Origin of the sequence: Microbacterium esteraromaticum (assembly GCF_028747645.1) — a bacterium.
In the GTDB taxonomy this organism is placed as follows: domain Bacteria; phylum Actinomycetota; class Actinomycetes; order Actinomycetales; family Microbacteriaceae; genus Microbacterium; species Microbacterium esteraromaticum_C.
Genome location: NZ_CP118100.1, coordinates 1,486,429 through 1,501,993, shown reverse-complemented (window position 1 = coordinate 1,501,993; position 15,565 = coordinate 1,486,429). Strand labels below are relative to the sequence as shown.

The 15,565-nt window shown below is 68.1% G+C and carries 9 protein-coding genes; 4 read left to right on the top strand and 5 right to left on the bottom strand.

The annotated features are described in order from the left end of the window. The first annotated feature begins 2 nt into the window (after positions 1-2). Positions 3-1,934, top strand: a complete 1,932-nt coding sequence (locus PTQ19_RS06890) for a DEAD/DEAH box helicase (RefSeq protein ID WP_274369047.1) — start codon at positions 3-5, stop codon at positions 1,932-1,934. A 242-nt stretch (positions 1,935-2,176) separates the two neighbouring features. Here the strand turns inward: PTQ19_RS06890 and PTQ19_RS06885 are convergent, their stop codons facing one another. The 5 genes from PTQ19_RS06885 to PTQ19_RS06865 all read right to left on the bottom strand — a co-directional run bounded on the left by PTQ19_RS06885 (position 2,177) and on the right by PTQ19_RS06865 (position 9,039). Beyond that, a complete protein-coding gene (locus PTQ19_RS06885) occupies positions 2,177-3,724 on the bottom strand; it encodes an HNH endonuclease signature motif containing protein (protein WP_274368917.1) in 1,548 nt (515 codons plus the stop codon). A gap of 87 nt (positions 3,725-3,811) precedes the next feature. Then, complete coding sequence (locus PTQ19_RS06880) at positions 3,812-4,258, bottom strand: GNAT family N-acetyltransferase (protein WP_274368916.1); 447 nt, start codon at positions 4,256-4,258, stop codon at positions 3,812-3,814. Between the two features lie 54 nt (positions 4,259-4,312). Next, positions 4,313-6,682 carry an NAD-dependent DNA ligase LigA gene (gene ligA / locus PTQ19_RS06875; protein ID WP_274368915.1) on the bottom strand — a complete coding sequence of 790 codons (2,370 nt, stop codon included), beginning with the start codon at positions 6,680-6,682 and terminating at the stop codon, positions 4,313-4,315. 70 nt (positions 6,683-6,752) lie between these two features. Then, on the bottom strand, positions 6,753-7,850 hold the full coding sequence (gene mnmA, locus PTQ19_RS06870; RefSeq protein WP_274368914.1) for a tRNA 2-thiouridine(34) synthase MnmA: 1,098 nt from the start codon (positions 7,848-7,850) through the stop codon (positions 6,753-6,755). Positions 7,851-7,860: 10 nt separating this feature from the next. Next, positions 7,861-9,039 (bottom strand): cysteine desulfurase family protein, encoded by a 1,179-nt coding sequence (locus tag PTQ19_RS06865; RefSeq protein WP_274368913.1) that lies wholly within the window; start codon positions 9,037-9,039, stop codon positions 7,861-7,863. A gap of 97 nt (positions 9,040-9,136) precedes the next feature. Here PTQ19_RS06865 and glgX point away from each other — a divergent pair, with 97 nt between their 5' ends. The 3 genes from glgX (at position 9,137) to glgB (ending at position 15,555) form a co-directional block, all read left to right on the top strand. Continuing rightward, the gene (glgX, locus tag PTQ19_RS06860) at positions 9,137-11,206 is read left to right on the top strand and encodes a glycogen debranching protein GlgX (protein ID WP_274368912.1); all 2,070 of its coding nucleotides are present in this window, start codon (positions 9,137-9,139) and stop codon (positions 11,204-11,206) included. Positions 11,207-11,281: 75 nt separating this feature from the next. Continuing rightward, on the top strand, positions 11,282-13,351 hold the full coding sequence (locus tag PTQ19_RS06855) for an alpha-1,4-glucan--maltose-1-phosphate maltosyltransferase (RefSeq protein ID WP_274368911.1): 2,070 nt from the start codon (positions 11,282-11,284) through the stop codon (positions 13,349-13,351). Further along, positions 13,348-15,555, top strand: a complete 2,208-nt coding sequence (gene glgB, locus PTQ19_RS06850) for a 1,4-alpha-glucan branching protein GlgB (protein WP_274368910.1) — start codon at positions 13,348-13,350, stop codon at positions 15,553-15,555. Before PTQ19_RS06855 ends, glgB begins: the two co-directional genes overlap by 4 nt. The last annotated feature ends 10 nt before the right edge of the window (positions 15,556-15,565 follow it).

Below are 15,565 nucleotides of genomic sequence, written 5' to 3'. Positions count from 1 at the left end.
CTGTGCCTGCCCCCGACTCCTCCACCGACTCCGGAGAGGCCGTCGCCGAGCAGTCGTCGACGCCCGGCTTCGATGACCTCGGCATCAGTGGCCCGGTGCTCGGCGCCATCCGCGAACTGGGCTATGAGACGCCCTCTCCCATTCAGGCGGCGACGATTCCGCTGCTGTTGCAGGGCCGCGACGTGCTCGGCACCGCGCAGACCGGCACCGGCAAGACGGCCGCGTTCGCACTACCTGTGCTCGAGAACCTCGATCTGGCGCAGAAGACCCCGCAGGCGCTGGTGCTCGCACCCACGCGAGAACTGGCGCTGCAGGTGTGTGAGGCGTTCGAGTCGTACGCGTCCCGCATGAAGGGCGTTCATGTGCTGCCGGTGTACGGCGGTCAGGGTTACGGCGTGCAGTTGTCGGCCTTGCGTCGCGGCGTCCACATCGTCGTCGGCACTCCTGGGCGCATCATGGATCACCAGGCCAAGGGAACGCTCGACCTGTCGGAGCTGAAGTACCTGGTGCTCGACGAAGCCGACGAGATGCTCAAGATGGGCTTTGCCGAAGACGTCGAGCAGATCCTCGCGCAGACCCCGAGCGATAAGCAGGTCGCGCTGTTCTCGGCGACGATGCCTCCGGCGATCCGCCGACTCGCTCAGCAGTACCTCAACGCGCCCGAAGAAGTTGCCATCAAGGGCAAGACCAGCACGAACCAGAACATCACGCAGCGCTACCTGGTGGTGTCGTACGCGCAGAAGGTGGATGCCCTCACGCGCATCCTCGAGGTCGAGAACTTCGACGGCATGATCGTGTTCGTCCGCACCAAGAACGAGACCGAGACGCTCGCTGAGAAGCTGCGTGCCCGCGGGTATTCGGCGGCGGCCATCAACGGCGACGTTCCGCAGGTGCAGCGCGAGCGTTCGGTGAACCAGCTCAAGGACGGCAAGCTCGACATTCTCGTCGCCACTGACGTCGCGGCCCGTGGTCTTGACGTGGAGCGCATCAGCCATGTGGTGAACTTCGACATTCCCACCGACACCGAGTCGTACGTGCACCGCATCGGACGCACTGGCCGTGCCGGCCGGTCGGGTGATGCGATCAGCTTCATCACGCCGCGTGAACGCTATCTGCTCAAGCACATTGAGAAGGCGACCCGTCAGCAGCCCGCCCAGATGCAACTGCCAACGACCGAAGACGTCAACACCACACGCCTGGCCCGCTTCGATGATGCGATCACTGCTGCGCTCGGCGAGACGGCGCGTATCGAAGGCTTCCGCGACATCATCGCGCACTATGTGCGCAATAACGATGTGCCCGAGGCTGATGTGGCTGCGGCTCTCGCCGTCGTGGCACAGGGCGAAACGCCGTTGCTCCTGGATCCGGCCGACGACGCACTGGCGAAGTCGGTTGAACGGGACAACCGTCCTCCGCGTGAACGGCAGGAGCGTTCGGACCGTGCTCCACGTGAGCGTCGCGGGCGGGGCGACTACACGCCGTACCGCATCGAGGTCGGGCGCCGCCACCGGGTGGAGCCGCGACAGATCGTCGGAGCACTCGCGAACGAGGGCGGCCTGGGACGCGATGACTTCGGTGCCATTGCGATCAAGCCCGACTTCTCAATTGTTGAACTTCCTGTGACGATGAGCCCCGCTGTGCTGGACAAGCTGCGCGACACCCGTATCTCGGGGAAGCTGATCGAGATCAAGCCCGACCGCGGAGTGCCGAGCCGGCGTGCGCCGCGCGACGACCGCCGCGGCGGCTACCAGGGATCGCGTGATCGTGGGGGCTACCAGCGGGACGACCGCAGCGGGCGCGACGACCGCGGATACCAGCGGGACGACCGTGGCGGGCGCGACGACCGCGGATACCAGCGGGACGACCGTGGCGGGCGCGGTCGCGACTTCCGCGATGAAGGCGGCACCCGCAAGCCGCGCCACAAGAAGGACTGATCTGTCGCGGCGCCGGCGCGTGGGTGCTGAGGCATGCGCGCCGGCGCTCGGATGAGGGCGCTTGCACGCCGGCGCTCGGATACGGGCGTCTGCACGCCGTCACGTGAGTGACGGGGCGAGCCGCCACGCGTGCCGTCACTTCAGGATGACCTGGCGGACGGCATCCGCGTAGTGCCATGCCCGAGCGGCCCGGCGGCGCGGCGCGGGGCGGGGCAACGATTGACTGGCCCCGGCAGGTCAGGTCAGAACGGGGCGGCGGATCGTGCCGGTGATGGATTCGCGCCGTCGCCGCCGCTGTCGTTGCGCTGCGTATCAGCTTCGGTCAGCGCGGTCTCGGTGAAGGTGACAGTGTTCTGCGGAGGTGGCCGGTCGACATAGACCCGACCCGTGGGGCTGTGCCACTCGAGGATTCCGCTCTCCCGTTGCTCCACCATCCATGGGGAATGGTGTTTCAGCACATGATGTCGGCGGCACAGCGCCCCGAGGTTGCTCTCCTCGGTGGCGCCGCCGAAGGCGGCGTCCTGTGTGTGGTCGACATCGCTGTCTATGGCCGGCATACCGCACGTGGGGAACCGGCATCGTTGGTCTCTGGCTCGCAGATGACGGCGAAGCTGCTCGCTGGGCCGGTACCGGTCGACGGCGAGCAGCATCCCCGTGATCGGGTGGGTGAGCAGTCGGTTCCATCCCGACGCGGCGCCGGCGAGTACGCGCGCGGAATGCGTGTCGATCGGGCCGTGCCCGTCCAGTTCTGCGTTGACGCCTCCGCGCACGCCGATGACCGCGGCGTCACCAGTACGGGCGTTGTTGTCACTAGCGCCACCACCGGCGTCAGCGCATCCGCCGCCAACGACGTCGCAACGAACCTTGCCGCGCAGATGGTGAAGGTCAGTGGCGTCGCGGCCCATCAGCGTAAGGAACGGGATCGTCACGCTGACCCGCGGCCGGATGGCGGCGAGCAGCCCGTCGTCCGTGTCGTGCCCGGCCGGTGCGCCGGTCAGCAGCAGGTACATGGCCAGGTCGAAGCGTCGCTGCGCGAGCGTGCGGACATCCTCAGCTATCGCGACGTGGGCGTCGTGTGTCGCCGCCGGGCCGAACGCAGTGCCGGGCAGCGGTTCAGATAACGCCTCAGCCTGCCGATGCGGACCGCTGGCCACCGCACGGGTGTTGGTCTTCGCCTTCGACGTGAGCCTGTCGAATGCGCCGTGCACAAGAACGGACGGTCCGAACACGTGCAGTTCCGCCATGGCGTCCGGGTGGTCGCTGACCCACGCGCCGCGGAGTTCACGGGCATCCTCATGCCGTTCGTCGAGCGACTTCGGCTGGTGCTGCTGAGCCAACCGCTCGGCGATGGGCCGTGTGCGATTCGGCGACTCACCGCTCGCGACCTCCAGCACGCGCGCGGCGTATCGGTCACGTGACTCCGCATCGTCGATGTGCTCCCCCGCCTCGACGATCACCCTGGTGTGCCCGGCGCTGATCGCGCCGGCGGCCTGAGCCGCCCACACGCGCGGAAAGCGTTCGACAACCTGTTCTGCAGCGAGCATGCGCCGTTGCACTGTTCGGTCGCTGACACCCAGCGCCGCGCCGAGCTCAGCTGCCACCGTCCGCAACGTGAGGTCGGCCTCGTCGACCTCACCCGCCGCGTCCAGCGCCCAACGGCTGGCCAGTGCGAGCACTCCGTCACGTGCCGCCTGCATGCTGCTGATCGACTGCTCGATGGACTGCGCGAGCTCGACCAGCTCATCGAGCGTGGTCACCTGCTCCACCGTCACATCCATCACCGCCGTCATGCCTCTAGTACACCAGCGACCACCGACATTCGAACTTCTATACAGAACGGCACGCGGGTATCAGACGGCGTGCCCGGACGAGAGGTCTCAGCCGAGCCGTTGCGCGAAGTGATGCGAGACGATGTCCATCCGCTCGCGCAAATAGAACCGGTGCGCGTCGAAGCGCTGCACCCCGGAGTCGAGATCGAGCACCCGGCATCCGGCAGCGGCGGCGCGGTTGCGCAGTTCGCGGAGCAGCAGCGCTCCATACCCGCGCGAGCGCTCCGATGCCGCGGTCGAGAGGTCGTCAATGTAGAGCTTGCGGATCGCGCTGGTGTTGGCGATGACCCGCCATCCAGCCACAGCGACGCACCGATCTTCGGTGAACACGGCGGTGAAACGCAACCCCTGCGGCTCCCCCTCGCGGAGCACCTGTGCGAGCAGCTCCGCAGTGAGATGCGGACGCAACTCCTGCAGCACAGGCAGCGCCTGCGCCCAACGGGCATCGCCCGTCGTGAGATCCACCAGGGTCACGTCAGCAGCGTTCTCAGTCATGCCCCGAGCCTAGGGGTAGTGCGTGGCGGGTCTCGTCAGACGACGATCAGCGGATCAGCCATCCAGCGCGTCCGGCCCTTCTGTCACCAGCACGCGGAACTGGGCCGCGTCGAGTACACGAATGCCCAGCGCCTCGGCCTTCGCGAGCTTGGAGCCGGCACCGGGGCCGGCGGCCACGAAATCGGTCTTTTTCGAGACGCTGGAGGCTGCTTTGCCGCCCGCCGCGAGAATGGCCTCCTGCGCACCTTCCCGCGTGAAGCCATCGAGCGAGCCCGTGGCCACCACCGTGAGGCCGTCCAGAACGCCCCCTTCGACGGCGACCGCGCCGGGACCCGGATGCCCGGGCGTCGCCCACTGCACACCCGCAGCGGTCCACTGCTCGATGATGTCGCGGTGCCAATCGACCTCGAACCAGTCCCGAAGCGAGTCGGCGATGATCTCGCCCACACCCTCGACCGCGGCGAGCTCGTCTCGCGTTGCCGCGCGGATGACATCCAACGATCCGAACCACTGCGCGAGTGCGCGTGCGGCCACAGGGCCGACATGGCGGATGTTCAGCGACACGAGTAGCCGCCACAGCTCCTTGCCCTTCGCCTTCTCGAGCTCGGCGAGCAGCTTGACCGCCGCGCCCGAGGGCAACGTCTCGCGATAGTCCTTGCGGATTCCGGCGCGACGCCGTTCCGCGGCGTCCATGTGCTCGCTGCCCGGCGGGTACTGCGCGGGGCCCTGCTTCTGGAAAGGCCACCGTCGCACCGGTTCACCGGTCTCTTCGTCGATCTTGGGTTGCCCCGTCTCGGCGTCGCGCACGATCACCTCAATCGGCACGATCTGCTCCAGCGTCAGCGAAAACAATCCTGCCTCGGTCACCAGCGGCGGCGTGGCCGGAAAGCTCGGCTGCGTCAGCGCGGCCGCGGTCACCTCGCCGAGCACCTCGACGTCGAGAGCGCCGCGCGAGCCAATGTGCTCTACGCGCCCCCGCACCTGGGCCGGGCACGAGCGCGCGTTCGGACAGCGCAGATCGATATCGCCCTCTTTCATCGGCCGCAGCGGCGTACCGCACTCGGGGCACTCGACGGGCATCACGAACTCCCGCTCGCTGCCATCGCGCTTGTCGACAACCGGTCCGAGCACCTCGGGAATCACATCTCCGGCCTTGCGCAGCACCACGGTGTCGCCAATGAGCACACCCTTGGCCTTGACGACGTCTCTGTTGTGCAGGGTCGCCTGACGCACGACCGATCCCGCGACATGCGCCGGTGCCATGACCGCGAAGGGCGTCGCGCGCCCGGTGCGCCCCACCGAGACGACGATGTCGAGCAGCCGGGTCTGCACCTCTTCGGGCGGGTACTTGTAGGCGATGGCCCAGCGGGGCGCCCGGCTGGTCATGCCCAGTTCGTCGTGCAGCGCAAGCTCATCGACCTTGACGACGATGCCGTCGAGCTCATGCTCGATGTCGTGGCGGTGCTCACCGAAGTACGCCACGAAGTCGGCGACCTCGTCGATGCTGTGGCAGACCTTCGTGTGCGGACTGGTCGGCAGACCCCAGCCGGCAAGGAGCTCGTACACCTCGCTCTGCGCCTGCACGGGCGGGTCCTGCCATGCCCCGATGCCGTGCACGTACAGCGCCAGCGAATCGATGCGCAGTAGGCCGGCTTCGAGCTCGAGGCCGCTCTTCTTGTCGATCTGCTGCCGGAGTCCCCCGCTGGCGGCGTTGCGCGGGTTCGCGAACGAGGGGAACCGGCGCGCCGCAGCGGTGCGCGCCTTTTCTTCGTCGAACGGACGTTTCGCCCCGCTGCGCGCTTCCCAGCGGTGCAGGGTCTCAGCGTATGCACGTTCGCGGAAGTCCGCCTGCGCCGCGTTGAGTCTTTCGAATGCCGCGACCGGGATGAACACCTCGCCGCGCACCTCGACGATCTCGGGATGTCCCGCCCCGCTCAGCCGCTCGGGAATCGAGGCGAGCCTGAGCGCGTTCTCGGTCACGATCTCGCCGACGCGTCCATCGCCACGGGTCGCCGCAGACGTCAACACGCCGTTCTCGTACCGCAGGTTGATCGCCAGGCCATCGATCTTGAGCTCGGTGAGCCAGGCGACGTCGCGGCCGGCCGCACCCTGCGTCTTCTGCTGCCACTCGCGCAACTCGTCGAGAGAGAACACGTTGTCGAGGCTCAGCATCCGTTCGGCGTGCTCGATGGTGTCGAGACCGGTGGCCTCCGCAGCGCCGACCATCTGCGTCGGCGAGTCCTGCCCCCGAAGCTCGGGATGCAGACGTTCGAGCTCTTCGAGCCTGCGCATCCATCCGTCGTACGTCGCGTCGTCCACCATCGAGGTGTCGCGGCCGTAGTACGCCTCTTTCGCCTCGAGAATGCGGGCAGTCAGCTCCTCGACCTCGACGCGGGCGTCTGACAGCGTGATGTTCTCTGACACAGCTCGAGTCTACGAGCCGGGTACGACATCCCTCGCCCGAAGCCGATCCCCGGGGCTCAAGGCTCAGGGCTCAGGCTTCGATGGGAACCGCCGAGACCGTCGTATCGATCGTGAACTGGCCGAGTACCCGCGTGCCCACGTAGATCACGGCGCTCTGACCCGGCGCGACTCCGTCGAGCGGCGAATCGGGCACGACGCGCACACCGGCATCCGACACGAACGCGCGGGCCGGCACGGGGTCGGCGTGCGCGCGGATCTGCACTTCACACGCGAACTCGGATGCCATCGGCGCGGCTCCCGCCCACGAGAAGCGCTCGCCCGCGATCTCGGCGATCGCAAGCGCCTCCTTCGGCCCCACGACGACGGTGTTCGACACCGGTCGCACTTCGAGCACGAAACGCGGCTTGCCGTCGTCGGCGGGCACGCCCAGACGCAGTCCGCGCCGCTGTCCCACCGTGAACGCGTGCGCGCCCTCGTGCGTGCCGACCACGGCACCGGTGCGGTCGACGACGTCGCCGGTGGCCGTACCGACCTTCTCGGCGAGCCAGCCGCGGGTGTCGCCGTCGGGGATGAAACAGATGTCGTGGCTGTCGGGCTTCTGCGCCACGCTGATGCCGCGCTCGGCAGCCTCCGCGCGCACGAGCGCCTTCGACGGCGTGTCGCCCAACGGGAAGTACGTGTGCGCAATCTGCTCGGCGTTGAGCACACCCAGCACATACGACTGGTCCTTCGCGGCGTCGGAGGCCCGATGCAGCTGCAGGCCGTCCTCCCCCTCGATCAGGGTGGCGTAGTGCCCGGTGCAGACAGCGTCGAAGCCCAGTTCGATCGCCCGTTCGAGCAGCGCGGCGAACTTGATCTTCTCGTTGCACCGCAGGCACGGGTTGGGGGTGCGTCCGGCCTGGTACTCCGAGATGAAGTCCTCGATGACGTCCTCGCGGAAGCGCTCTGAGAAGTCCCACACGTAGAACGGGATGCCCAGCAGATCGGCGGTACGGCGGGCATCCATCGCATCCTCGATCGTGCAGCATCCGCGACTGCCGGTGCGCAACGTGCCCCCGGCGCGTGACAGTGCCAGATGCACACCCACGACGTCATGTCCGGCGTCGACGGCGCGCGCCGCCGCCACCGCGGAGTCGACTCCACCGCTCATCGCCGCCAGAACTCGCATGGTCTCCAGTCTACGAGCGGCCGGCTGGAGAGGCGCGGTGAACGGAATCGGCGATCACGGCGAGAACCGCATCGACGTCGGCGTCCGTCGAGGATCGCCCCAGCGTGAAGCGCAGCACGCTGCGCGCGTCGGACTCGCCGCGCCCCATCGCCATCACGACGTGCGACGGCTCGGCCACGCCGGCCTGGCACGCCGACCCCGTGGATGCCGAGATGCCGGCCATATCGAGAAGGAACAGCAGGCTCTCGCCCACCGCGCCGGGAAAGAGCAGATGCGCGTTGCCGGGGAGTCGGTCGTCCGCATCGCCGAGCAGCACCGACGACGGCACGACGGAGCGGATGCCCGTGACCAGTCGGTCGCGCAGAGCGCTCAGCCGTGCGTGCTCGTCAACGCGTTCGCGCTCCGCCGCCTCGAGCGCCTCCGCGAACGCGGCGGCTCCGGCGACGTCCTGCGTCCCGGCACGCAGCCCGCGCTGTTGACCGCCGCCGTGCAGCAGCGGCGCGATGCGCGCGCTGCGCGCGACCGTGAGCGCGCCCGTGCCGACCGGTGCGCCGATCTTGTGGCCTGCGACGCTCATGGCCACCAGGCCAGCCCCGGGCGGAGCATTCCCGCGCAGCCCGCGAAACGACAGCGGCAGGTGGCCGCAGGCGGCCACGGCATCCAGATGCAGCGGCACGTGCGCAGCTCCCGCGGCGGCGGCCAGAGCGGACGCATCATTGACGGTGCCGACCTCGTTGTTCGCGACCAGCGCCGTCGCCAGCGCGGCGCCAGGTAGCGCCTGCGCGAATGCGTCGAGGCGAATGCGTCCGAGCTCATCAATCGGGGTGCTGCGCACCACCGCCGAATCGGCGGCATCCCCCGCCGCCAGCGCGGCAACCGTGTCCATGGTGGCGTGATGCTCGCCATCAGGCAGCACGATGGCATCCGATCCTGGCGCACGCGAACGCCACAGGCCGTGCAGCGCCGTGTTGATCGACTCGGTGCCCCCTGAGGTGAACACGATCTCGATCGGTTCGCAGCCGAGCACGGCCGCGGCGCGCTCGCGCGACTCCTCCAGCAACCGCCTGGCGTCCTGACCGGCGGCGTGCGTGGACGCCGCATTGCCGACGACCTCGGTCGCGCTCAGCCAAGCGTCGCGCGCCTCTTGGCGCAGCGGAGTGGTGGCCGCATGATCCAGGTAGTACCGCACCCTCTCATTCTTCCACCGCGTCCACCGTCGCGAGCGGTTCACCGGAGCCCCCAAGGGGATTCACCGCCGTGCACCCGGCGCCTCTAGGCTGTTCCCCATGCCCGCGACCCGCACGCCCTCCTTCAGCGGTCCCACCCTCGACGACCTCGGCGTGCGCCTGCACGACGGCGTCGGCACCCTCCGGGTGTGGTCGCAGAACGCGTCATCCATCGAGCTCGTCCTCTTCGATGAGTACGACCTGGACTGGGAGACGGCGACCCTGCCCCTCGTCCGTCGCGCCGGCGGGGTGTGGGAGGCCACCACCGAACTGCTGCAGCCGGGCGCTCGCTACGCCCTCCGGGTGGACGGCCCCCACGGGCCCGGCAACGTCTTCAACCCCGAGACACTGCTTCTCGATCCCTACGCGCGCGGCCTCGCCGAGGGTTCCGGATACCAGGAGTGGCGCTCCGTGGTCATCGCCGACGGGTTCGATTGGGAGGGCGTCGGCAAACCGCGCACGCCGCTCGAAGAGACCGTCATCTACGAGGGGCATCTGAAGGGCCTCACGAAGCGCCATCCCGAAGTGCCCGCCGCGTTGCACGGCACCTACGCAGGACTCGCGCACCCCGTGATGGTCGACTATCTGCGCGACCTGGGCGTCACCGCCGTCGAGCTGCTCCCCGTGCAGGCGTTCGTACCCGAACCACGACTGCTCGAACGCGGCCTGACCAACTATTGGGGCTACAACACCCTGAACTTCTTCACACCGCACACCGCCTACGCCACCGAGGCCAGCCGCAACGCGGGCCCCGAAGCCGTACTCGCCGAGTTCAAGGGCATGGTCAAACGGCTGCACGAGGCCGGCCTCGAGGTGATCCTGGACGTCGTCTACAACCACACCAGCGAAGAAGGCATCGGGGGGCCACGCTCCAGCCTGCGCGGCATCGACAACGCCGGCTACTACCGCCAGCAGGCAGACGGCGCGTACATCGACACCACGGGCGTCGGCAACACGGTCAACACGGCCACCGACGCCGCAGCCCGACTGGTGCTCGACTCGCTGCGCTACTGGGCCAACGAGATGCAGATCGACGGCTTCCGCTTCGATCTCGCCGCAGCGCTCGGGCGCAATGCCTCGCACGAGTACGACCCGCAGCACCCCTTGTTGCTCGCCATCCGCGACGACCCCGCGCTACAGGACGTCAAGCTCATCGCCGAGCCCTGGGACGTCGGAATGGGCGGCTGGCAGACCGGCAACTTCCCGCCCGGCTGGAGCGAATGGAACGACCGCTACCGCGACCGCGCGCGCAACTTCTGGCTCAGCGACATCGACTACGCCCGCCGGGCCTCGGCGCCGGTCGGCGTCGGCGGCTTCGCCAACCGCCTCGCAGGTTCGGCGAACACGTACAGCGAAGAACGCGGCCCGCTGGCGAGCATCAACTTCGTCACGGCACACGACGGGTTCACCCTGCACGACCTCGTCTCGTACGACGTGAAGCACAACGACGCCAACGGCGAGCACAACCGGGACGGCGCCGACGTGAACCGTTCCTTCAACCACGGCGTCGAGGGCGAGACCGACCGTCCGAACGTGCTCGCCGCACGCCGCAAGGCCATGCGCAATCTCATGGGAACCCTGCTGTTGTCGGCGGGTATTCCGATGATCACGGCCGGCGATGAGTTCGGCCGCACCCAGCGCGGCAACAACAACGCCTATTGTCACGATTCCGCGCTCACGTGGCTGAGCTGGGAGCACGAACCCTGGCAACAGGATCTGCACGCGCACATCTCACTCCTGACCCGGCTGCGCGCCGAGAATCCGGCGCTGCGTCCCGCACGGTACGCCCGACTCGGCGAGCACGTGCCCGAGGCGTCCGAGATGGACTGGTACGACCAGAACGGCCAGACGATGGCCGCGGAGCAGTGGAACGATCCGCGGCACCGCACACTGCAGTACGTCGCCGCCAGCGTGCCTCACGACGGTGAGAGCAACCGGATCCTGTTGATCGTGCACGGCAATGAAGCGCCGATCGACGTGCGCCTGCCCGACAACATCGACAACGCCACCTCGTTCGTCTCGCTGTGGTCGAGCGCAGACGAGTCACCGACCGACGCGGAGCACCGGTATGCACCCGGTGACGTGCTGCCGATCACCGGCACGTCGATGCAGCTGTTCCGCGTGGAGTGACCCTGTCTGGCCCCGGAACGCGGCCCGCGTAACGGCGCGGTGCAATCCCGCCCCGGAGCGCGGTACATTCTCAGTGTGGCGGCACCGACGGCTCAAGAATCCGCGGGGCTGAGAAGCCCCGCACTCATCCCCGCACGCCCTGCGGTCGACACTCCGGTGATCGGCGGCACGGTCGGCCGACTGCCCCTGTTCGACCCCGCACCGCGCGTGCCCCACGGTCACCCGGCCAAGGCCTTCGTGGGCGAGGTGGTGCCGTTCGATGTGGTCGCCTTCCGCGAAGGGCACGACCGGATTGGCGTGCACCTGCGGTTGACCGATCCTGCCGGCAACGAGACGCTGCACCGGCTGACGGCGTTGGCCGATGGGACCGACCGCTGGCGAACCCGGATCGCCCTGGACCGACAGGGCGACTGGCAGTATCGCTTCGAGTCCTTCGCCGACGACTTCGCGACCTGGGCGCACGACGCCGCCGTCAAGGCCGAGGCGGGCATCGACGTCACCGTGATGAGCCAGCTGGGCACCGCGCTGCTCACCGCTGCGGCATCCGAGACCGACCGTCCCGACGCCGAACGCCGGATGCTGAAGAAGGCCGCTCGCGCCCTCTCCACAGCGGATGCCGACGCCCTGCACGCCGCGGCGATCGACCAGCGACTGGCATCCGCGTTCGCCGCCCGACCGCACGCGTCGCTCGGATCGCACACCGAGTGGCTGACGCTTCGCGTCGACCGCGAGCTCGCGGGCGTCAGCGCGTGGTACGAGTTCTTCCCCCGCTCTGAAGGCGCTGTGCGCCGCAAGGACGGATCGGTACGCAGCGGCACCCTGCGCACGGCCGCCAAGCGGCTGCCCGCCGTCGCCGACATGGGATTCGACGTCATCTACCTCGTGCCGATCCACCCGATCGGCACGACCAACCGCAAGGGGCGCAACAACACGCTCACCACAGAGCCGGGCGACCCCGGATCACCGTACGCCATCGGCTCAGCCGACGGCGGACACGACGCGATCCACCCCGACCTTGGCACCGAGAAGGACTTCCGGGCATTCGTGCGCGCGGCGCGCACCGCCGGCCTCGAGGTCGCCCTCGATCTTGCCCTGCAGGCCTCCCCCGACCACCCCTGGGTCACCGAGCACCCCGAGTGGTTCACGACCCTTCCCGACGGCACGATCGCGTACGCCGAGAACCCGCCGAAGAAGTACCAGGACATCTACCCGCTCAACTTCGACAACGATCCCGCCGGGATCTACGCCGAGATGCTGCGCGTCGTCATGCACTGGGTCGATCTCGGAGTGAAGGTCTTCCGCGTCGACAACCCGCACACCAAGCCACTGCAGTTCTGGGAGTGGTTGATCGCCGAGGTGGGCCGACGCGACCCCGACGTCATCTTCCTCGCCGAGGCGTTCACCCGCCCCGCGGTCATGCGCGCGCTCGCCGCGATCGGGTTCCAACAGAGCTACTCGTACTTCACCTGGCGCAACACCAAGCCCGAGCTCGAGGAGTTCCTCACCTCGGTCTCGCACGAGACCAGCGACTACATGCGCCCGAACCTGTTCGTGAACACGCACGACATCCTGACCGAATACCTGCAGTTCGGCGGTCGCGCCGCCTACCGCATCCGCGCATGCATCGCCGCAACGGCAGGACCCGTCTGGGGCGTGTATGCCGGGTACGAGCTCATCGAGAACGTGGCGCGCCCCGGCTCTGAAGAGAACATCGACAACGAGAAGTACGAATACAAGTTCCGCGACTGGGACGGCGCCGAACAACGCGGCGAGTCACTCGCGCCGCTGCTGCGCAGGCTCAACGCGATCCGTCACGCGCACCCGGCGCTCGGGCAGCTGCGCAACCTGTCGATGCACTGGAGCGACGACGATGCCGTGCTCGTCTACTCCAAGCACCTGGATGCCGCTTTCACCGGCACCGGCACCGCGGACACCCTGATCATCGTCGCCAACGTCGACCCACACTCGGTGCGCGAGACGACCGTGCACCTCGACACCCGCATCTGGGGAATCGAGCCCGGTGACGACTATGAGGTCGAAGACCTGTTGACCGGAGCGGTCTGGACCTGGAACGACCACAACTATGTGCGGCTCGACGCCTTCGCCGAGCCGGTGCACATCCTGAAGGTGAAGGAGCGATCATGAGTCACACCGACAGCGTCTCCGTTTCCGACGAGTGGCGAAAGGCCGCCGGCGGCACGCACCACGATCCGCATCGACTGCTGGGCGCTCATCCGATGACCGACGCCGTCGGGCGAACCAGCACGGTGATCCGCACCCGACGGCCGCTCGCCGAATCGGTCACCGTGGTGTTCGCCGACGGAGATCGCATGGATCTCAGCCACACGGCGCACGGCATCTGGGAGGGAACCCACCCAGGCCCGCCTGTGCCGTACCGCATCGCCACCACCTACGCCGGGCATGACGAGGCCCTCGCCGGCGATCCCTATCGCCACCTGCCGGCGATCGGCGACCTCGACCTGCACCTGATCGCCGAAGGCCGCCACGAACGGCTCTGGGAGGTGCTCGGCGCCCATCCGCGGGTGTTCGACGGTGACACCGGCGTCGACTTCGCCGTCTGGGCGCCCAACGCGCAGGCCGTGCGCGTGTGCGGCGACTGGAACGAGTGGAACGGTGAAGGCCACGCCATGCGGTCGATGGGGGCGAGCGGCATCTGGGAGCTGTTCATCCCCGGCGTCGGAGTCGGCAGCCGGTACAAGTACGAGATCCTCACGCCGGACGGCGACTGGGTGCTCAAAGCCGATCCGATGGCTCAGCAGGCAGAGCTGCCGCCCGCAACAGCATCCGTCGTCGCGCTGAGTGCCTACCAGTGGGGCGACCACGCCTGGCTCACCCGGCGTGCGGCACGGCACGCGGTCGCCCAGCCGATGTCGGTGTACGAGGTGCACCTCGGCTCGTGGCGCGGTGGTCTCGGCTACCGCGACGCCGCCGCTCCTCTGATCGAGCACGTGCAGGCAACCGGCTTCACCCATGTGGAGTTCATGCCGCTGGCTGAGCATCCATTCGGCGGTTCCTGGGGCTACCAGGTCAGCGGGTACTACGCCGCAACCAGCCGCTATGGCTCCCCCGATGACCTGCGCTACCTGATCGACCAACTGCACCAGGCCGGCATCGGTGTGATCATGGACTGGGTGCCAGGGCACTTTCCCAAGGACGCCTTCGCCCTCGCTCAGTTCGACGGACGCGCGCTGTACGAGCACGCGGACCCACGACGTGGCGAGCACCAGGACTGGGGCACACTGATCTTCGACTATGGACGCAACGAGGTGCGCAACTTCCTCGTCGCGAACGCGCTGTATTGGCTCAGCGAGTTCCACGTCGACGGTCTGCGTGTCGACGCGGTCGCCTCGATGCTGTATCTGGACTACTCACGCAACGACGGTGAATGGGAACCGAACGTGCACGGCGGTCGCGAGAACCTTGAAGCGATCCGCTTTCTGCAAGAGGTCAACGCCACCGCCTATCGACTGCACAAGGGCGTGGTGATGATCGCCGAGGAGTCGACGGCATTCCCCGGGGTCACCGCCCGCACCGACCACGCCGGACTGGGCTTCGGCTTCAAGTGGAACATGGGCTGGATGAACGACTCGCTGCAGTACATGCAGCGCGATCCGGTGCACCGCTCGCACCACGAAGGCGAGATCACCTTCTCGTTCGTCTACGCCTTCGGTGAGAACTACATGCTGCCGATCAGCCATGACGAGGTCGTGCACGGCAAGGGAAGCCTCGTCTCACGGATGCCGGGCGACCATGCGCACAAGCTCGCGAACGTGCGAGCCTACCTCGGCCTCATGTGGGGGCACCCCGGCAAGAAGCTGCTGTTCATGGGACAGGAGTTCGGGCAGATCGCCGAATGGTCGGTCGACCGCGAGCTCGACTGGTGGCTACTGGATCAGCCCTCCCACCGGCAGCTGCAGCACTTCGTCGGGGCGCTCAATGAGGTGTTCCGTGCGCAGTCGCCGCTGTGGGAGCGCGACAATGACGGCACCTCGTTCTCGCGCCTGGGTGCGCCGACGTGGGATCCCAGCGTTATCGCGTTCGAGCGTCGGGATGCGCACGGCGGACGCCTCGCGGTGGTCACCAACTTCGCCGGTGCGGTCCGCACCGGCTACCGCCTCGCGCTGCCCGTTCCTGGCGCCTGGCAGGAAGTGATGAACACGGATGCCGCCGAGTACGGCGGCAGCGACACCGGCAACCTCGGGATGATCTCGGCGCACAAGGATGCCGATGACGCGCCCGCTATCGCAACGGTCACACTTCCTGCGCTCTCGACGCTGTGGTTCCGGTATCAGCCCGAGCCGCACCTGCCGACGCCCAGTCAGTGGTGATGAGTCGAGC

Bases quoted from the DNA above. Each gene is read 5' to 3' on its own strand.
- PTQ19_RS06885 (WP_274368917.1), bottom strand. From the start codon at position 3,724: ATGACGGCGGTGATGGATGTGACGGTGGAGCAGGTGACCACGCTCGAT.
- PTQ19_RS06880 (WP_274368916.1), bottom strand. From the start codon at position 4,258: ATGACTGAGAACGCTGCTGACGTGACCCTGGTGGATCTCACGACGGGC.
- mnmA (WP_274368914.1), bottom strand. From the start codon at position 7,850: ATGCGAGTTCTGGCGGCGATGAGCGGTGGAGTCGACTCCGCGGTGGCG.
- glgX (WP_274368912.1), top strand. From the start codon at position 9,137: ATGCCCGCGACCCGCACGCCCTCCTTCAGCGGTCCCACCCTCGACGAC.
- glgB (WP_274368910.1), top strand. From the start codon at position 13,348: ATGAGTCACACCGACAGCGTCTCCGTTTCCGACGAGTGGCGAAAGGCC.